Below are 18,693 nucleotides of genomic sequence, written 5' to 3'. Positions count from 1 at the left end.
TCTATAAAGAAGTCATAGCTTTTAAATTCCATTCCTTAATCTCTTCGATGGTAATTCGGTTCTCATAAATAGCTTTACCAACAACTACAGATCTAATGTCTAATTTAGCCAGTTCCTCGATATCCTGCATAGAACTTACACCTCCTGAGGCTATCAGTTTGATGAATGGCGAATGTTCCAGTAGTTTCTGATAAAGATCTAATGCCGCACCACCTAATTTTCCGTCTTTATTAATATCTGTACACAGGAAACGGAAGAATCCTAACTGAAGGCATTTATCAACGTAATCCATAAGCTTAATAGGGGAGCTTTCCATCCAGCCGGAGTACTTGATGACTTCATCCAGTACATCTATCGCGATGACGATACGGTTAGCGTAATCATATTTTTTACCTACTTCTTTGCTAAGTTCTTCCAAAAAGCTGGGGTTGGTAATAGCTTGTGTGCCGACTATGACGCGGTGAATACCAGCATCCAGCAGGTTAGTAACTTGTTCAATTGTACGGATACCACCACCATATTGAACACGCATATCTGTTTTTTTGATGATATCAAATAGTGCTGCTTGATTACTGAAATCGCCTTTTGCACCATTAAGATCGATGATATGAATAAATTCAGTACCATTAGATCTGTAAGTTTCAATCATTTCAGCGATGGAAACTTCATAAACAGTCTTCTGGTTATAGTCACCCTCTCTTAGTCTGACTACTTTACCATCTAAAATATCAATAGCGGGAATAATGTACATTTTATGATTTTAAGTTTGAAAAATTCAATAATAAACGTTCGCCGGCCTGTCCGGATTTTTCGGGGTGAAATTGTACTCCGAAAAAGTTATCTCTTTGTATAGCAGCGGCATATTTTAAACCGTAGTCTGCAGTTGCTATTCCAAAAATAGGGTTATATTCAATAAAGTAAGAATGAACAAAATAAAACTGCGTCTTGTCTTCAATGCCTGCAAAAAGTGGATTGTCTTTAATTTCTATATTGTTCCAACCCATATGCGGAATTTTAATGCCCAGTTTTTTATCAAAAAGTAACGTTCTAACAGGGATAATGTTTGTCAGAACAGCATCTCCTTCCTGGGAATGTGCAGTGAGTAATTGCATGCCGACGCAAATGCCTAGTACGGGTTTGGTAATTAATGGAATAACATCTGCGAGGCCGGACTGCCGCAACTTTTCCATTGCAGCGCCTGCATGGCCCACGCCTGGAATAATGATATGAGAATATTGGTCAAAATCCGGTTCGGTATTGATCATTCCGTAATTCAGTTTCAGTCTGTCCAGTGCAGAGGTGAGGGAAAATATATTCCCTGCGCCATAATTTACTATTCCAATCATTTTACAACATGCCTTTTGTACTCGGTAAAACTAATTTCTCTGAATCTCTTTTGACAGCCATTTTAATAGCCTTGGCAAATGCTTTGAAGATAGCTTCGATCTTGTGATGTTCATTATCGCCTTCGGCTTTGATATTCAAATTGCATTTGGCAGCATCGCTAAAAGACTTGAAAAAATGAAAAAACATTTCTGTAGGGACATCGCCTACTTTTTCTCTTTTAAACTCTGCATCCCAGACAATCCAGCTTCTGCCGCCAAAATCTATAGCGACCTGCGCAAGGCAGTCATCCATAGGCAGGCAGAATCCATATCTTTCCAGTCCAAGTTTATTACCGATGGCACCTGCAAATGCTTCACCTAAAGCGATGCCGGTATCCTCAACAGTATGGTGCTCATCAATGTGCAGATCGCCTTTTGCCTGAATATTCAGATCTATACTGCCGTGGCGTGCAATCTGATCTAGCATGTGGTCAAAGAAATGGAGGCCGGTTTGTACTGACGCTTTACCAGTGCCGTCCAGATCCAGGTTAATATCAATATCTGTTTCGTTCGTTTTTCTTTTCAGACTAAACTGCCGGCTGCCGGCTCGGAGAAAAGTATAAATATCCTCCCATTTATTGGTTTCCAATCCGATATAAGGCTTCAACTCTTCTGCTTTTCCAAGCTGTTCGGTTGCGCCAAGCAGGTCATTGTTTCTTAGCCAGATTGCTTTTGCACCAAGATTCTTAGCCAGAACTACATCATTTATCCTGTCGCCGATTACAAAAGAGCCTTCCATATCGTACTTGCCGGTCAGGTAATGCTGAAGCAATCCTGTATTCGGTTTGCGTGTATGGGCATTTTCATGAGCAAAAGTACGGTCGATGATAACTTCTGAAAAGTTTACACCTTCACCTGCGAAAGTATCCAGGATCAATTGATGTACCGGCCAGAAATTGGCTTCAGGGTGAGAATCGGTTCCTAATCCATCCTGATTAGTTACCATAACTAACTCAAAATCAAGTTCTGAAGCTATTTTGGAAAGGTAGTAAAGTGCCTTCGGGTAAAACTGCAGTTTGGCAAAAGAGTCAATCTGCTCATCGGCAGGTTCTGTAATCAATGTGCCGTCACGATCTATAAATAGTACCTTCTTCATTTTAAATACTTAACGATTTTAAAGTGGATAATAATATTTCGTTCTCTTCTGGTGTACCAACGGTAATCCGCAGGCAGCCTTCGCATAGGGTCACTTTTGCACGGTTACGGACAATGATGCCTTTTTCGACTAGTGCGTCATAGATCTTCTCTGCATGTGTGACTTCAGCCAGAATAAAGTTTGCATCCGAGGGATAAACTTTGATTACTGATGGTATTTGCAGCAGAGATTTACTTAATGCCTCTCTTTCAGCCACAGTAATTTTAATCCATTCATTTACCTGGCCGATTTCCTGCAAAGCCGCAAGAGCAAGGTCCTGAGTGGACTGGCTAATATTGTAAGGCGCTTTTACTTTGTTCAGAATATCTATAACAGTGCTGGAAGAGAAAGCCATTCCCAGTCTCAGGCCTGCAAGACCCCATGCTTTAGAGAAAGTCTGGAGAATAACCAGGTTCGGGTATTCTGTCAGTTCCTGGATAAAGGTCCGCTGCTTAGCGAAATTAATGTAAGCCTCATCAATGATCACCAACCCTTTGAAATTGGCTAAGATCGTCTCTATGTCAGTCCTGATGATGGAATTGCCTGTGGGGTTATTAGGCGAACAGATAAAGATGAGTTTGGTGTGTTCGTCTATCGCTTCGGCAATTCCCTCCAGATCGAGCTGAAAATTCGGGAGCAGGTTTACTTTACGGGTTTCTACATCATTAATATTTGCAGAAACTTCATACATGCCATAAGTAGGTGGGAGCAGGATAACGTTGTCTTTCCCCGGATTGCAAAACGCGCGGTAGAGTAAATCGATAGCTTCATCACTTCCATTACCTAAGAAGGTATTTTCGATAGGCACACCTTTAATCCGGCTTAAGGCGTCCTTCAGATCTAGCTGAAGCGGATCGGGATAACGGTTGAAATTTTCAGGCAATGGTGAGCCGAAACTGTTCTCATTGGCATCCAGAAATACACTGGCCTGACCTTTATATTCATCTCTCGCAGTAGAATAGGGGCGAAGATTTTTAATATTTTCTCTTTGTAAATTCTTAATATCCATCTGTAGATTTTAAACGAATGGTGATTGCATTTTTGTGTGCCTGAAGTCCTTCTGCAGTGGCTAATATTTCTACTGCAGGGCCAATTGCTTTCAGTCCTGAAGGGGTAATATGCTGAAAGGTTATCTTTTTCAGAAAAGAATCCGTGGATACGCCTGAATAAGCTTTTGCAAAACCACTTGTAGGAAGGGTATGATTTGTTCCTGAAGCATAATCGCCCGCACTTTCTGGAGTTAGATTTCCCAGAAAGACAGAACCTGCATTACTGATTTGAGGAATAAGTGCTTCAAACTCTTCTGTCGCAAGGATCAGATGCTCCGGCGCATAAGCGTTGCTAAACGCCATGGCCTGCTGCAGATTCTCACAATGAACTGCGTAGGAGTTTGCAATTGCTGCTGCTGCAACTGTTGCTCTTGGTAAATAACTAATTTGATTATCAATCTCCTGCATTACTTCAGCAATGAGTTCTGTTGAGGTAGAAACAAGAATGGACTGACTATCAGAACCGTGTTCGGCCTGAGCCAGCAGGTCTGCCGCAACAAAGGCGGGTGAAGCGCTTCGGTCAGCTATGATTAGTACCTCGGAAGGTCCGGCAGGCATATCAATGGCTGCAATGCCTGATGCCAAAATCTGCTGTTTGGCCTGAGTTACGTAGCGGTTTCCAGGTCCGAATATCTTGTAAACCTGAGGTACGCTTGTGGTGCCGTAGGCCATTGCGGCGATGGCTTGTGCACCCCCGGCCAGATAGATTTTTTTGATACCAAGCAACTTGGCACAATAAGCCAGGTAGCAATTTGTCTTCCCATCTTTCTGCGGTGGTGAGCAAACGACAATCTCTTCGCATCCGGCAAGCATAGCTGGAATACCAAGCATTAGAAAAGTGCTGGGCAGTACGGCAGATCCACCTGGAATATAAAGGCCTACCCGGCTTATAGGACGTGACTCCCGCCAGCAGCTGACTCCCGGCATAGTCTCTATTTTGTCTTCCGTTTTAAGCTGGGCTGCATGAAACATTCTGATATTCGCATAGGCTGTTTCAATAGCTTCCCTTGCATCCTGCGGGATTTCTGATGCAATAGTTTCAATCTCCTGCTCATCGAGAAAAAGCCGTTCCAGTTTTACGCCGTCGAACTGACCGGCATAGTCAAGCAGCGCTTGATCGCCGGTAGTTTTTACCTGGTTAATGATCTGGCCAACACGTTCCGCGATAGCTGCATCATCCTCCAGTGTTCTCAGGCAGATATCCTCAATATTCTGTTTAGATAGATTGGTATAACTGTAGATTTTCAATGTGTTATGTTTTTGATTTAACTTTTAGTTAACGGTTCTGGTCGGTTGTTTTATTGTTATGCGATGATTTTTTCGATCGGCATAACGACAATTCCCTCTGCCCCCGCTGCTTTCAATAAGTTAATTTTCTCCCAGAAATCCTGTTCTGTTATTACGGAATGTACAGCAACCCAGTCCGGCTCAAACAGAGGAACTACAGTTGGACTCTTAACACCTGGCAGCAGGTTAACAACTTTTTCGAGGTTTACTTTTGCGACGTTAAGCACGACATACTTATTTTCTTTTGCGCGCAGCACGGAACGGATTCGCTGCAGTAATTCAATAACGTCTTCGTTGAGTTCTGTACCTTTACTGCAGATCATTACTGCTTCGGAATTCATCACTTCGGCGAATGGTTTCAAACCATTACTTTTTAAAGTTCCACCTGTAGAAACGATGTCACAGATTGCATCACTCAGACCAAGTCCCGGACCAATTTCTACAGAACCTGAAATCGTTCTGACTACGGCATTCACCTCGTTGTCCTTTAAATACTTTTCGAGAATTACGGGATAGGAAGTTGCAATAGCTTTGCCTTCCAGCTGACTAATATCAGTCATTTCACTTTCGTTTGGAATGGCGATTTTCAGGGTGCATTTACCGAACCCTAATTTCTGCAGGTAGGTCACATCTGCATTGACTTCATGAATGACATTTTCGCCAACTATACCGAGATCGGCAATGCCGTCCTGCACATATTCGGGGATATCGTCATCACGAAGAAACAAGATTTCCAGAGGGAAATTGGTTACAGTTGATATAAGGGAGCTTTTGTAGTTCTCAAATGAAAGGCCACAATTTTTAAGAATTTCTACAGATTTTTCGTTTAGTCTACCAGATTTCTGGATAGCAATTTTAAGTGTTTTCAATGGATTGAAATTATTGAATGAGACAGGAAGTTAAAATTCGGAAACAAGTCTTGAAGTACAAAACATTACATATATATCGCCACTACTGGCGATGATGCAAATGTAAATGATTGTTCAAGTGTTTGTTCATAATTTTTTAGTCCTTATCCAATAATGCGTTGCACGCTGGGGAACACAAATATAACCATCAGGAGCACTTTTCAAAAATATATGGCATTTTATTTGATAAAATAATCTAAAATTCCTCAATTGAAAAGAATACTTACTGTTGTTTTTCCCTTTGTTTTATTAATTTCTTCATGTAACTGGTTCAAAACCACACCTGAAGTAGGGATTATACTTGCCGATCATTTTAAGAATAAAATCTATAAAAACTTCGATACCGCTGCCTATAATCAGGTTTTCAGGAAAACCCTAGACTCACTTAAGCCTAAGTTAAGTAACCCGAATACATTAGGTAAATTTTACGAGAGTGAGGACATGAATACGACCTTGGTTACACGCTTTTTCGTTGATGGTCAGCTGGATACACTTGCTGCTTATGTCGGGAATAGTAAACTACATGGATACAAACCTTCCTTATTTGGTTATACCCGACTCACAGATTTGTTGGAAGAGTTACGCGGGAACCAGTTTAAAAATATAGAAGAGGCGTATCCTGTGATCGCTGAATTGGAGCTGTTCAGCGCTTCTGCCTTGCTGAAGTATGACACTTTTGTCGGTTTTGGCAGCATTAACCCGAGAAAAGTGCTGAACAGGTATTATGTGACGACAACCCGCCCTGACTCCGTTTATCTGTCGGGTCTGTTGAAAGTTGAGAATTTGGAGAAACATCTTCAGCAAATACAACCCCGCAGTGCTAATTATCTCGCATTGCAGCGCAGTCTTTGGGATCTGGAAAAAAGCAGTAACCCCAATTCGGAATTAATTAAAACTACGCTGGTCAATATGGAGAGGCTGCGATGGAAGATTCCGGGGATCGGAAATGAATATGTCGAAGTGAATATACCGGATTACAGTCTGACCTGGTATAAAGATAATGATACACTCTCTTATATGAAAGTATGCGTGGGGTCCCGGAGGGAGCTTGCTTATGAGGAGAAGATCAAAGCGTACAATCGTACAGGAAAGCTGGATGATAAACCAAAAAATCATCAGACGCCTATCTTGCTCAGTAAATTTAACTCCATACAGGTGAATCCAATCTGGAATATTCCGGTAAGCATTGCCCAGAATGAGATTTATTATAACGCCGCGCGTGATCCTTATTATCTTTCCAACAACAATATGCGTGTTTATTATAAAGGCAAACTGGTTGCAGACCCAGATACGATTCAATGGAGTAAGTATTCCCGTGAACGTCTGCCTTTTCAATTTAAACAAGGTTCGGGAAGTGGAAATGCACTGGGTAAATTCAAATTTATTTTCGAGAATGGCTCGAGCATTTATCTGCACGATACAAATAATAAGTCTGCATTCAACCGCTCAGTTCGCGCGGTTAGTCATGGTTGTGTGAGGGTGGAGAAACCGCTGGAGTTTGCAGAAAACCTACTTAAGAGCAAAGCAGAATATGATCAGCTTCGCATGGAAGTAAATTTACCTCCCCTAGATACGACCAAAATGAAGGTTTATCAGAAGATTCTCCAGAAAAAGGCGGACACAGTGAATGCATTTCAACTCAAGCCTAAATGGTTTGGTACACGGAAAGGAATATCTATTTTCCTGAATTACAGAACCGCCTGGGTACAAAACGGCAAAATGGTTTACAGGAATGATGTTTACGGATTGGATGATGCTCTTTATAACGCAATGAAAAAATACAGATAATATTTCTACATTTGTTTTTTAATGAATTTCGTCTGCCCGGTTTATATATTTTCAGTACTGGTACCGGCCATTCCGATGACTATTCTATTCCTTTTTCCTATCTTTTTCATTTATTTCTTTCGCAGTAATCCGTTGTTAAGTTTTCCGGCTTCCGGGAGTCTTTCGACGTTTTTATTAATTGATTTAACAACGATAGCGTATGAAATGAATATGCAGCCGATGCTTGATGAAAATTACCTAATTTTGCGGGTAGTGCTGTCTAAAGGGAATTCAACTGATTCGAATTTTTTAACCATTAAAAACATAAGAAAACATGAACCTTCTGCTTAAAGGCGTAACCATAGCTGATCCTAACAGCCCTTTCCATGAAAAAAACTGTGATGTTCGCGTGGTACAGGGTAAAATTGCATTTATTCAAGATAAACTGAGCCCGCAAAAAGGTGAAGAGGTTATCGACGGTAATGGTGCTGTGCTTTCACCTGGTTTTTTTGATCTGAACTGTTTAACAGGAGATCCGGGTTTTGAAGCAAAGGAAGATCTGGATTCTGTAGCTGCAGCAGCGCAGGCCGGTGGATTTACCGGACTCACCTTAATGCCGCAGACAAAACCAGTCGTACATTCAAAGGCGCAGGTGGCTTATCTGGTCAATAAAGCGGCAGGATATCTCGTCGACATTCATCCTATAGGAGCAATCAGCCAGGATCTGGAAGGTAAAGAGCTAGCCGAATTATATGATATGAAGCTTGCAGGTGCAGTTGCGTTCTCGGACGGAGCAAAGCCTGTGGTTGATGATGGATTTATGAGCCGGGCGCTACAATACAGCAAAGGCGTTAACGGCCTTTTAATGGTACACCCCGAGAATAAATCTATTGCTGGTAAATCCCAGATCAATGAAAGTAAAATAAGTGTATTATTGGGCATGAAGGGTGTTCCCGCACTGGCAGAGGAAATGCAGATATCCAGGGATATTTTTCTTGCCACTTATCATGATGCCCCGATTCATATCAGTACCATCTCTACCGCCGGCTCTGTTAGCCTAATTAGAAAAGCGAAGAAAGATGGGATAAAGATTTCCTGTGATGTAGCTGCACATCAGCTGGTCTTTACAGAGGAGCTTTTAAATGACTTTGATAGTAACTATAAGGTGAAACCACCATTACGGGACAAAGCGGATATCAAGGCTTTGCTTGCGGGCTTAAAAGACGGAACTATTGATGCGGTATCTTCACAACACCGCCCTCACGAACCAGAACATAAACAGGTAGAATTTGAAATTGCTGCTTATGGTATTATCGCTTTGCAAACCGTACTGCCTCTGCTACTCAAAGCCGGGCTTACCGTGAATCAGATCGTAGAAAAATTAAGTATCAACCCGCGCAGGCTGCTTGGTCTATCCATTCCGGTGATTGCTGAAGGGGAGCTTGCCAATTTTACGCTCTTTAATCCTTCTCAAACCTGGGTTTATGATCAGGCTCAAAACTATTCTCTTTCATCAAACACACCTTTACTAGGAGAAACATTAACCGGTAAAGTTCAAATGGTTTATAACAATAATCAATTTCAAGTATATGGATAATAAAGTTAACCGCGCATTAGTCGCTTCATTAGATAAATTTGCATCACTTTCTGGTCAGGATTCTTCCACTGTTAAACAAAGTCTAATTGAAGTATTCAGTAAAGAGCAGGGGTTCCTGGAAAAAGTAGAAGCATTTGACGCTGTCTTTGATGAGCATCCATCTTTTGAGGAGCTGAGAGAAGTATTCTTTGATCTGCTCATGATCAACTTCTTTGCAAGTGATATGAAGCGTTTAGAAGAAGATTACCTCGAAACAGAAGAATGGGCAAATATCGAAGAGGAAACAATAGACCGTGGCACTGAGTTGCTAAATCTGTTATTGTATATCAATGAATGCCATGACGAGCAAATCAAGCCTGAACTGGGAGATTTCCTTCGTGAATTCCTTTTAGTGGAAGAAGATGAATTCCAGGACGAGTTTCATATTTATGAAGATCTGATCAGCAATCAGCAGCTGGCAGAAAGCAGTATCGAAGATATTTGCGCCCATAAGGGTATGATCGACCTTGGAGAGGAAATGGAAGAGTTGTTTATACCTTTTATGAGTTTCTTCAATCAGCCAAAAGCGAACGATCAGGCTTACGAGGATTTGTCTAACTTCAGTACAAATAAAGAATTCGATACTGCGGTTTACGAACTGATTACAGTATTTAATCAGAAAAACTAAATTTACAGCTATGGAAACAAATCTGCTGAATCAAAATGGTCTGCTTAGATCTGAAGCAATTAAGAATGGAGTTATCATGGCTGCTGTCAGCCTGGTGATTTTTCTGGCGATCAATTACACTGTGCCTCACTTAATGGGGTCTACTGCATTATCTATTGTAAATATTGTTGTAGGAATTGCGCTGGCTGTATTCTTCTCGCTGGATATGCGCAAAAAAGCCGGTGGTTACTGGACTTTCAGCGAAGCCTTGTTACACATATTTATTATGTTTCTGGTTTCTGCGGCAATTGTTTACGTCTTTACAATCCTTTTTGGAAAGTTCATTGACCCTACTTATCCGGAGAGAATGAAAGAGCTTATCGCAGGTAAAACTGAAGATATGTTAACTAAACTTGGTGTGGATGACAGCAGAATGGAGGAGATGATTGCGACTCAAAATCAGCAGATGGAAAGTCAGTTTAATCCTACACTTTTCCAGGCTATCGTTGGGTTTGGTATTCAGGCAATTATGTATGGAATAGGGGCAATGATCTTTGCTGCCATCTTCAAGAAGGCCAGACCAATGTTCGTTTCTGACGAGAATTAGGCTAATAATTTTTTTTGCGTGCAGGTTTTATCATTATAAATGATAAAATTTGCGCGTTAATTATCAAATACATTTTTATACCTGCATGGATATATCTATTGTCATTCCCTTATATAATGAAGAAGAATCCTTACCTGAACTGACCGACTGGATCTCCAGGGTAATGGACAAAAATGGCTTCTCCTACGAAATTCTTTTCGTAGATGATGGGAGTACAGATACCTCATGGCAGGTTATTGAGAATCTAAAGGTTAGCTATCCATCTGTTAAAGCAATTAAATTCAGACGTAATTACGGGAAATCTGCGGCATTAAATGTAGCATTTGCTGCGGCTTTGGGCGATGTTGTGATTACGATGGATGCCGATTTGCAAGATAGCCCCGACGAGATCCCGGAACTTTACAGGAGAATAAAAGAAGAAAAGCTGGATCTGATCTCCGGTTGGAAGAAAAAACGTTACGACCCGATAACCAAAACCATTCCCACTAAATTATTCAATGCGGCGACCAGGCAGATGTCCGGTATTCAGTTGAATGATTTCAACTGTGGGCTTAAAGCTTATCGCAGTGATGTGATTAAGACTATTGAGGTCTATGGTGAAATGCACCGGTATATTCCTGTGATTGCTAAATGGGCAGGATTTAAAAAGATCAGTGAGCAGGTTGTGGAGCACCGTGCAAGAAAATATGGTGTAACCAAATTTGGGTTCAGCCGGTTTATAAATGGCTTCCTTGATTTACTGTCGATCTTTTTTGTCGGAAAATTCGGTAAAAGGCCGATGCACTTTTTCGGTTCGCTGGGCGTATTGAGCTTTTTAATCGGCACAATCATGGCTCTCTGGATTATTGGTGAAAAACTTTATCATATTTCAATGAGCATCCCGATTAAAAGGGAGGTGACAGACCAGCCAGGATTTTATATAGCACTGGTAGCCATTATCGTTGGATCACAATTATTTCTTACTGGATTTGTAGCCGAGCTGGTCACAAGGAATGCGACAGAACGCAATCAATACCTGATTGAAAAAGAAATTGTCTAATTTATGTTCTTTTCTATAATCATTCCACTATATAACCGGCCGCAGGAAATTGACGAGCTACTCTCAAGCCTGTGCCTTCAGACTTATCAGCAGTTTGAGGTGCTTGTTATTGATGATGGATCTGCTGTACCAGCAAAGGAGATTGTAGAGGCATACGCTGACAAGCTTGATGTGCATTATCACTACAAGCCAAATGCCGGGCAGGGTTTTGCAAGGAACTATGGATTCGAAAGAGCGAAAGGAGATTACTTCGTTATTTTTGATTCTGACTGCTTGATTCCTGAAGATTATCTGGAAATTGTTTCTTCGTATTTATTTACTCATCAGCTAGACGCTTACGGGGGGCCGGATGCTGCACATGAAAGTTTTACTGCGGTGCAAAAGGCTATCAGTTATGGAATGACTTCTGTATTTACAACAGGGGGTATCCGTGGTAATAAGCAGCACGTAGGCCAGTTTCACCCCAGAAGTTTCAATATGGGGATATCGGCAGAAGTCTGGAGGAAAACGGGTGGTTTTATTTTAACCAGGCTGGGAGAGGATATAGAATTCAGCATTCGTATACATGAATCCGGATTTAAAATCGGGCTCATTCCCGGTGCGAAGGTTTTTCATAAAAGACGGACCAGTATGCTTCAGTTTTATAAACAAATCCATTTTTTCGGTCGTGCAAGAATCAATATCTATAAACATTTTCCCTCTCAATTAAAACCAGTTCACTTTTTTCCTGCACTGTTTACCATTGGAGTAGGTGTTTTAGTTTTGTTGAATCTTTTCGGTGCTCCGCTGGCACATACCGGGAATGTTTTTCTTCTGGTATACTTTATGCTGATATTTTTTCATTCCCTGTATCTAAACCATTCATTTAAAGTTGCTTCGCTGAGTATCGTGTCTTCATTTATACAATTGACAGCTTATGGACTGGGGTTTATTCAGGATTTTTTCAAGAGACTAGTATTTAAACAACTATGATAAATTATCTAAAGGAGAGTACGTTTACCGTTAACGAAGTAATTGGAAAGGCCTGGGAAGTAACCAAGAGAAACTATTTCTCTATCGCGACCCTGTGTTTTCTGATGTTTATTACCTCCAATGCGTCCGGGCTAATGGCCTTTTTAATCAAGGACGTCAACATCTATTTAAGCATACTGATGGCTTTCTTTTTTATGATGATGTATTTCACGCTCAATCTTTCTCTGTTGAAATACATATTTCATTTACTAGACGATGAGGAGAACGATGTCAGCATTGTGAGCACCCTACCTACAAGACAGCAAATTATTAGATTCATGGTAAGTATGCTTTACTTTATGCTGGTTATCGTTGGCGTGTACGCGATCGTTATTCTTGCAGCTTTCCCTTTTATATATACAGGTATAAGAATGGAAGTCATTACTAACATCGCGGTTTCGGTAGGTATAGTTGCGATTTTTATAACCTGGATCAGAATATCTTTCTTTCCTTTTTTTATTATTGACAAAAACCAGAGCCCTTTTGCAGCCATCAAGTTCAGTTTGGCTATTACCAAAGGTAACTTTACAAAAATTCTGTTACTGCTGCTGGTATTGGGCGGTTTTTACGTGATGTGTCTATTACTGATAGCACTCAAATTACCGGTTATCGCATTTTTTGTCAATATCCTAAGCTCATTCATCATTGTTCCGTTGTCAAGTGTGGCATTGACTATTGCTTATCGCTGGATGATGAGTAAATATGATGGCGAGGGAGAACCCGATATTATTCATAACATAGTTTAAATCCAAATGGGATTAAAAGCGGCATTAAGTAAACCCTTTGCAGCCTATGTTGTCTGGCGGATCAATCGCTGGAAGAACAACGCAGTTGCTGCACAGCAAGAGGTTCTCCATCATCTGGTAGCAGAAGCCGGCAATACGGCATTCGGTAAAGACCATCATTTTGAACAGATCCGTAATTATGAAGACTTTAAGAAACACGTTCCTGTAAGGGACTATGAAGAATTGCGCCCTTATATTGACCGCGTGGTGGCGGGAGAAGCAGATGTGCTCTGGAAGGGTAAACCGGCGTATTTTGCGAAAACTTCCGGAACAACTTCTGGTGCCAAATATATTCCGATCTCAAAGGAGTCGATGCCTGAGCATATAAAAGCTGCAAGAAACGCCTTGTTAACTTATATACATGAAACAGGCAATGCGGACTTTGTAAATGGAAAGATGATCTTTTTACAAGGCAGTCCTGTGCTGACGAAAAAGAATGGCATTAATGTAGGACGGTTGTCAGGGATAGTGGCAAATCTGGTACCTGCTTATCTGCAGAAAAACCGCTTGCCTTCTTATCAGACTAATTGCATAGAAGATTGGGAAGAAAAGGTAGATGCAATTGTAGCGGAAACCATCGATCAGAATATGACACTCATTTCTGGAATTCCACCCTGGGTACAAATGTATTTTGACAGGCTGACTGAGAAGTCCGATGGAAAAAAGATTAAAGACATCTTCAAAAACTTTGAGCTCTTCGTATATGGGGGTGTTAATTACGAGCCATATCGCGCAAAAATTGAAAACAGTATTGGGAAAAAGATTGATGCTATTGAGACTTACCCTGCTTCAGAAGGATTTATAGCCTATCAGGATTCCCAGCATGATAAAAGTTTATTACTACTTGTACAGGCAGGGATATTTTATGAATTTATACCAGCTTCGGAATATTACAATGAAAATCCGTCCCGTCTAAGTCTGGAAGAGGTGGAGTTGGATACGAACTATGCCTTGATTTTAAACACGAATGCCGGATTATGGGGATATAGCATTGGGGACACTATAAAGTTTGTTTCTAAAAATCCGTATAAGATTATGGTTACTGGAAGGATTAAGCATTATATTTCCGCTTTCGGTGAACACGTGATCGGGGAGGAGGTCGAACAATCTTTATTGTCGGTTGCGAATGAGCTGGGTGTTGGTATAACAGAATTTACCGTTGCTCCGCAGGTTAATCCTGAAGCAGGTGAATTGCCATATCACGAGTGGTTTATAGAGTTTTCAGCCCCCCCTGCTGATCTGTCTGCTTTTAGTAAAAAAGTTGATCAGGCGCTCCAAAAGAAAAATATTTACTACTTTGACCTGATTGAAGGGAAAATTCTGCAGCCGCTGGTGATCAGATCCCTTCAGAAAGATGCCTTTGTTACCTATATGCGAGCTGAAGGTAAACTAGGCGGGCAAAATAAAGTACCCCGTTTGTCCAATGACAGAAAAATAGCAGACGGGCTTATTCATTTGACCAGAAAGATTTGAAAAATATAGCAATACTTGGTTCTACGGGATCCGTAGGTACCCAGGCTCTGGAGGTAATCAGGGCTAATCCGGATTTGTATAATGTGACAGTTTTAAGTGCACATTCCAATGCAGATCTGCTGATCGCGCAGGCTCTTGAATTTAAACCTGAGCTGGTCGTTATAACTTCCGATGCTAAATATGCAGAGGTTAAAGAAATGCTTGCCGGACATGGCATTGCAGTTCATGCCGGAGAAGAGGCATTGTCAATGGCTGCGGCCTATGAGAATGTAGACCTTGTGCTCACAGCTATAGTGGGCTCCGTCGGACTTCGACCTACCATAGCAGCCATTCGTGCCAGAAAATCAATTGCGCTGGCCAATAAGGAAACTTTAGTGGTCGCCGGAGAATTAATCACAAGACTGGCAGCTGAATACGGCGTAGAGATTCTGCCTGTAGATTCTGAACACTCTGCAATCTACCAATGTCTGGTAGGGGAGAAAATTGATTCTATTGAGAAGATCTACATTACAGCTTCTGGCGGACCTTTCCGTGGGAAGGACAGGAATGATCTGCTTAAGGTAACAAAAGAACAGGCACTTAAACATCCAAATTGGGTAATGGGTGCTAAAATCACAATAGATTCTGCATCCCTGATGAATAAAGGACTGGAAGTTATAGAAGCCAGATGGCTTTTTAACCTCCGTTTGGATCAGATTGATGTAATTGTCCATCCGCAGTCTGTCATACACTCACTAGTGCAGTTCAATGATGGTTCTATCAAAGCCCAGTTAGGTGTCCCAGATATGAAGTTGCCAATTCATTATGCAATGGCCTACCCGGACAGAATAGAAACGCAATTTCCACGTTTTAACTTCATGGATTATCCCGAACTTACGTTCTATAAACCTGATATGGAGACATTCCGTAATCTTGGACTTGCTTACACTGCCCTGGAAAAAGGGGGGAATATGCCTTGTATAATCAATGCGGCAAATGAAATTGTGGTTGACGCTTTTCTTCATGACCAGATCGGATTCCTGGAAATGAGTGACGTAATCGCACAATGTATGTCCGACCTGGAATTTATTCAACAACCAGACCTGAACAATTACTTAGAAACAGATCGTCATACCCGTATATTTGCCAGGGAACTGGTTTCTAAAAAACATCTAGCTATCTAAATTTTCAATTAAAAACTCTAAAATAATATATGAACGGATTAATTATGGTTGCCCAGTTATTATTGGGCCTATCAATATTAGTAATCTTACACGAATTAGGTCATTTTCTTGCGGCACGTGCTTTTGGTATTAAAGTTGAAAAATTCTATCTCTTTTTTGATGCGTGGGGATTTAAATTATTTAGCATTAAACGCGGTGGCGTCGAATACGGTATAGGATGGCTTCCCCTGGGCGGTTATGTAAAAATTGCCGGAATGATTGATGAGTCGATGGACAAAGAGCAGATGGCGCTTCCACCTCAACCATGGGAATTCCGGTCTAAGCCAGCATGGCAGCGTTTAATCGTGATGCTGGGTGGTGTTTTTGTCAATATTGTAGTTGGTATCTTTATCTTTTGGATGCTTGCCTTTAAATTTGGTGATACCTACATTCCAAACAGCTCTGTTAAAAATGGAATTAATGTCGGTGTGATCGGAAAGGAAATTGGGCTGAAAGATGGAGATCATGTGCTGGCGATAAACGGAAAGAAAGTGATTCGTTTTGATGAGATCACGAGTTCGAATATACTTTTAAGCCACACGACCTTAACAATTGACCGGAGTGGTAAAACACTGGAAGTTAAAATTCCCGACAATATTCTTAACAAAGTGGCGGATCTGGGTTTGGAGGAATTGATTAGTCGTACCCCGTTGCGTCTGCCTAAACTTGATACCATAATTGCAAACAGACCTGCTGCTGCTTCTGGATTATTGAAAGGTGATTTAATTACCAGCATAAACGGTAAAGCCGTTAAATACGATGCAGATGTGTCTGACGCTTTAAAAGCCCAAAAGAATAAAGAGGTGCAGATAGATGCGATGCGCGATGGTGTTGCGAAGCAATTTACTGTCAAAACAGACAGTCTGGGAACGATAGGTATTGGTTTTACATTAGGCGATCTGAAGTTAGAAACTATTCAATATGGCTTCTTTCAGGCATTGCCGATTGGTGTGAATCAAGCCTGGGTAACTTTCACTGACAATGCAAAAGGTATTTCAAAAGTGTTAACCGGGAAGATTAAAGCTGATAAAGCATTTTCCGGCCCTGTAGCAATAGCACAGAAGGTTTATGGTGGAGTTTGGGTATGGTCGCATTTCTGGGCTTCTACAGCGCTTATTTCAATCGCACTGGCATTTATGAACCTGCTTCCTATTCCTGCTCTGGATGGTGGGCATGTTGTATTCCTGATTGTAGAGATGATTAAAGGGAAACCGCTTGGAGATAAATTCATGGAGGGCGCGCAAATGGTAGGATTTGTAATTCTGTTATGTCTAATGGTGTTTGTGCTTGGTAATGATATTTTTAAGGCATTTATTAAATAAGTAGATGGACTATTTTAGTTTTTACGACTTGCCGGTGTCTTTTCATCCTGATCCTGCAAAAGTTAAACAGCAGTTCTATGCTTTAAGCAAGAAATATCACCCGGATTTCTATATCAATGAGTCTGAAGAGAAACAGGCAGAAGTTTTGGAGTTATCTACCTTGAATAATAAGGCGTACCAGTTGTTAAGTGATCCGCAAAAGCGACTGCATTATATCCTGGAACTAAAAGGCATGCTCACTGAGGGAGAGCAATATAATCTTCCTCAGGAGTTTCTTATGAAAATGATGGAAGTTAATGAGGAACTGATGGATCTGCAGTTTGATCCTGATGCTGCTAAATTGGCCGCTATTAAGGCGCAGGTAGCCGAAATATCCTCAACTATGGACACTATGCTGGATAGACTTACAGATGGCTTCGAAGGACAGTATTCTGCTGCTCAGGAGGAGACGCTTAAAGAAGTAAAAGATTTATATTTCAGAAAAAAGTATCTGGCCCGTATCAATGATAGTATTGTAAAATTAGATGCTGTAAGATAAGGTGTTAGAATAGTGTCAAAAAGAAAGATAACCGGTCAGAGATGAACCGGTTTTTCTATTTTTGGGACAAACTCAAATTATGAATACACTATCAATCTTTAGAAAAGTAGCCGTTGCAGAAGGTATATCTTATATCGCCTTGCTTTTTATTGCCATGCCGATGAAGTATTATATGGACATGCCTCTGGCAGTTAAGTATACTGGCTGGGCACACGGGTTATTATTTGTACTGTATGCCGCATTAGTAATCATGTGTCTGGTAGAGTATAAATGGAGTATTGGTAAGGCTGCTTTGATATTTTTAGGTTCATTGCTGCCTTTCGTGCCTTTTTATATAGATAAAAAGCTAAAGGAAGAGCCTGTAGATCAGCCTAAAGCATCTTAATTGTATTTTTATTGAAAATAAGCCTTGGAAATGCTGGTGCGAATATATAGATTTGCGTCCCGCTAATAAGGAAATGCCCGGATGGCGGAATTGGTAGACGCGCTGGTCTCAAACACCTGTGGGAAACCGTGCCGGTTCGACTCCGGCTCCGGGTACGACCCCTCTCTAAATCACTTAGAGAGGGGTTTTTGTTTTTTATCTAATTTACAATTTGCCTGTATTGCGGATCAAGTCAAAAACTTGTGGACTAAGGGTGTTTTTAAGCATAAAGTTGGGTGAGGCGATACAAGAAAAACTCAGTGCTTCTTACTCCTCTAAACTGGCTTCTAAATGCCTTTATCTTTGCATTGAAAGACTCAGCTGAAGCATTCGTGGAACGACTATCAAAGTAGTTTAGGATGGTTTCATAATGGTGCTGAATGGATCTTGAAATCGTATTGAACGACTTAAAGCCTGATTGTCTTACTGCCTCATGCCATTTGGCAAGTCTTGCCAGACCATAAAGTTTGTCGGTGGTTTTCTCGAAGATGTTACTCAGGTTTAGGCTTAAGTTGTAA

Annotated in this window: 19 protein-coding genes and 1 tRNA gene; 13 read left to right on the top strand and 7 right to left on the bottom strand. The window is 41.0% G+C overall.

Features of this window, described 5'->3' with window-relative positions:
* Position 1 precedes the first annotated feature (1 nt).
* The 6 genes from hisA to hisG are packed head-to-tail and all read right to left on the bottom strand — an operon-like array spanning position 2 to position 5,725.
* Positions 2-751, bottom strand: coding sequence for a 1-(5-phosphoribosyl)-5-[(5-phosphoribosylamino)methylideneamino]imidazole-4-carboxamide isomerase (hisA, locus tag BLR53_RS16860; RefSeq protein WP_037442131.1), 750 nt, complete (start codon positions 749-751; stop codon positions 2-4).
* 1 nt (position 752) lies between these two features.
* A complete protein-coding gene (gene hisH / locus BLR53_RS16855; protein ID WP_074591400.1) occupies positions 753-1,346 on the bottom strand; it encodes an imidazole glycerol phosphate synthase subunit HisH in 594 nt (197 codons plus the stop codon).
* A 1-nt stretch (position 1,347) separates the two neighbouring features.
* Entirely contained in the window at positions 1,348-2,481 is a 1,134-nt protein-coding gene (gene hisB / locus BLR53_RS16850; protein ID WP_074591398.1) for a bifunctional histidinol-phosphatase/imidazoleglycerol-phosphate dehydratase HisB, read from the bottom strand.
* A gap of 1 nt (position 2,482) precedes the next feature.
* Positions 2,483-3,529: a histidinol-phosphate transaminase gene (gene hisC, locus BLR53_RS16845; protein WP_037442125.1), complete on the bottom strand. Its 1,047-nt coding sequence runs from the start codon at positions 3,527-3,529 to the stop codon at positions 2,483-2,485.
* Entirely contained in the window at positions 3,519-4,817 is a 1,299-nt protein-coding gene (hisD, locus tag BLR53_RS16840) for a histidinol dehydrogenase (RefSeq protein ID WP_074591396.1), read from the bottom strand. The genes hisC and hisD overlap by 11 nt, the downstream gene beginning before the upstream one ends.
* 56 nt (positions 4,818-4,873) lie before the next feature.
* Entirely contained in the window at positions 4,874-5,725 is an 852-nt protein-coding gene (hisG, locus tag BLR53_RS16835; RefSeq protein WP_037442121.1) for an ATP phosphoribosyltransferase, read from the bottom strand.
* Positions 5,726-5,974: 249 nt separating this feature from the next.
* Here hisG and BLR53_RS16830 point away from each other — a divergent pair, with 249 nt between their 5' ends.
* The 13 genes from BLR53_RS16830 to BLR53_RS16765 all read left to right on the top strand — a co-directional run bounded on the left by BLR53_RS16830 (position 5,975) and on the right by BLR53_RS16765 (position 18,291).
* A complete protein-coding gene (locus BLR53_RS16830) occupies positions 5,975-7,552 on the top strand; it encodes a L,D-transpeptidase family protein (protein WP_074591394.1) in 1,578 nt (525 codons plus the stop codon).
* 313 nt (positions 7,553-7,865) lie between these two features.
* Positions 7,866-9,128 carry a dihydroorotase gene (locus tag BLR53_RS16820; RefSeq protein ID WP_074591389.1) on the top strand — a complete coding sequence of 421 codons (1,263 nt, stop codon included), beginning with the start codon at positions 7,866-7,868 and terminating at the stop codon, positions 9,126-9,128.
* Positions 9,121-9,795 carry a hypothetical protein gene (locus BLR53_RS16815; RefSeq protein WP_037442116.1) on the top strand — a complete coding sequence of 225 codons (675 nt, stop codon included), beginning with the start codon at positions 9,121-9,123 and terminating at the stop codon, positions 9,793-9,795. Before BLR53_RS16820 ends, BLR53_RS16815 begins: the two co-directional genes overlap by 8 nt.
* A gap of 10 nt (positions 9,796-9,805) precedes the next feature.
* Entirely contained in the window at positions 9,806-10,381 is a 576-nt protein-coding gene (locus tag BLR53_RS16810; RefSeq protein ID WP_037442114.1) for a DUF4199 domain-containing protein, read from the top strand.
* A gap of 85 nt (positions 10,382-10,466) precedes the next feature.
* A complete protein-coding gene (locus BLR53_RS16805) occupies positions 10,467-11,420 on the top strand; it encodes a glycosyltransferase family 2 protein (RefSeq protein WP_074591387.1) in 954 nt (317 codons plus the stop codon).
* 3 nt (positions 11,421-11,423) lie between these two features.
* Positions 11,424-12,392: a glycosyltransferase family 2 protein gene (locus tag BLR53_RS16800; protein WP_074591385.1), complete on the top strand. Its 969-nt coding sequence runs from the start codon at positions 11,424-11,426 to the stop codon at positions 12,390-12,392.
* Positions 12,389-13,177: a hypothetical protein gene (locus tag BLR53_RS16795; RefSeq protein ID WP_037442110.1), complete on the top strand. Its 789-nt coding sequence runs from the start codon at positions 12,389-12,391 to the stop codon at positions 13,175-13,177. The genes BLR53_RS16800 and BLR53_RS16795 overlap by 4 nt, the downstream gene beginning before the upstream one ends.
* Positions 13,178-13,183: 6 nt before the next feature.
* Entirely contained in the window at positions 13,184-14,689 is a 1,506-nt protein-coding gene (locus tag BLR53_RS16790) for a GH3 auxin-responsive promoter family protein (RefSeq protein WP_074591382.1), read from the top strand.
* Positions 14,686-15,852, top strand: coding sequence for a 1-deoxy-D-xylulose-5-phosphate reductoisomerase (locus BLR53_RS16785; protein WP_037442106.1), 1,167 nt, complete (start codon positions 14,686-14,688; stop codon positions 15,850-15,852). The genes BLR53_RS16790 and BLR53_RS16785 overlap by 4 nt, the downstream gene beginning before the upstream one ends.
* 29 nt (positions 15,853-15,881) lie before the next feature.
* Entirely contained in the window at positions 15,882-17,213 is a 1,332-nt protein-coding gene (rseP, locus tag BLR53_RS16780) for an RIP metalloprotease RseP (protein ID WP_037442094.1), read from the top strand.
* Positions 17,214-17,217: 4 nt separating this feature from the next.
* Positions 17,218-17,751: a Fe-S protein assembly co-chaperone HscB gene (hscB, locus tag BLR53_RS16775; RefSeq protein WP_074591380.1), complete on the top strand. Its 534-nt coding sequence runs from the start codon at positions 17,218-17,220 to the stop codon at positions 17,749-17,751.
* 79 nt (positions 17,752-17,830) lie between these two features.
* Positions 17,831-18,136 (top strand): DUF3817 domain-containing protein, encoded by a 306-nt coding sequence (locus BLR53_RS16770; protein WP_074591378.1) that lies wholly within the window; start codon positions 17,831-17,833, stop codon positions 18,134-18,136.
* 75 nt (positions 18,137-18,211) lie between these two features.
* Positions 18,212-18,291 (top strand) — tRNA-Leu (locus BLR53_RS16765).
* A 104-nt stretch (positions 18,292-18,395) separates the two neighbouring features.
* On the opposite strand, the gene BLR53_RS16760 is transcribed toward BLR53_RS16765, so the two are convergent.
* On the bottom strand, positions 18,396-18,693 hold a 298-nt coding region (locus tag BLR53_RS16760; RefSeq protein WP_143007899.1), incomplete at its 5' end, for a transposase.

It is taken from the genome of Pedobacter antarcticus (assembly GCF_900103515.1).
GTDB lineage: Bacteria > Bacteroidota > Bacteroidia > Sphingobacteriales > Sphingobacteriaceae > Pedobacter > Pedobacter antarcticus.
Note: the sequence above shows the minus strand (reverse complement) of the source record. Positions and strands in the feature narration are given on the sequence as shown.

What these genes read in the sequence shown, in the direction of transcription:
- hisA (WP_037442131.1), bottom strand. Translation starts at nt 751, where the DNA reads ATGTACATTATTCCCGCTATTGATATTTTAGATGGTAAAGTAGTCAGA.
- hisH (WP_074591400.1), bottom strand. Translation starts at nt 1,346, where the DNA reads ATGATTGGAATAGTAAATTATGGCGCAGGGAATATATTTTCCCTCACC.
- hisB (WP_074591398.1), bottom strand. Translation starts at nt 2,481, where the DNA reads ATGAAGAAGGTACTATTTATAGATCGTGACGGCACATTGATTACAGAA.
- hisC (WP_037442125.1), bottom strand. Translation starts at nt 3,529, where the DNA reads ATGGATATTAAGAATTTACAAAGAGAAAATATTAAAAATCTTCGCCCC.
- BLR53_RS16820 (WP_074591389.1), top strand. Translation starts at nt 7,866, where the DNA reads ATGAACCTTCTGCTTAAAGGCGTAACCATAGCTGATCCTAACAGCCCT.
- BLR53_RS16815 (WP_037442116.1), top strand. Translation starts at nt 9,121, where the DNA reads ATGGATAATAAAGTTAACCGCGCATTAGTCGCTTCATTAGATAAATTT.
- BLR53_RS16810 (WP_037442114.1), top strand. Translation starts at nt 9,806, where the DNA reads ATGGAAACAAATCTGCTGAATCAAAATGGTCTGCTTAGATCTGAAGCA.
- BLR53_RS16805 (WP_074591387.1), top strand. Translation starts at nt 10,467, where the DNA reads ATGGATATATCTATTGTCATTCCCTTATATAATGAAGAAGAATCCTTA.
- BLR53_RS16800 (WP_074591385.1), top strand. Translation starts at nt 11,424, where the DNA reads ATGTTCTTTTCTATAATCATTCCACTATATAACCGGCCGCAGGAAATT.
- BLR53_RS16795 (WP_037442110.1), top strand. Translation starts at nt 12,389, where the DNA reads ATGATAAATTATCTAAAGGAGAGTACGTTTACCGTTAACGAAGTAATT.
- BLR53_RS16790 (WP_074591382.1), top strand. Translation starts at nt 13,184, where the DNA reads ATGGGATTAAAAGCGGCATTAAGTAAACCCTTTGCAGCCTATGTTGTC.
- rseP (WP_037442094.1), top strand. Translation starts at nt 15,882, where the DNA reads ATGAACGGATTAATTATGGTTGCCCAGTTATTATTGGGCCTATCAATA.
- hscB (WP_074591380.1), top strand. Translation starts at nt 17,218, where the DNA reads ATGGACTATTTTAGTTTTTACGACTTGCCGGTGTCTTTTCATCCTGAT.
- BLR53_RS16770 (WP_074591378.1), top strand. Translation starts at nt 17,831, where the DNA reads ATGAATACACTATCAATCTTTAGAAAAGTAGCCGTTGCAGAAGGTATA.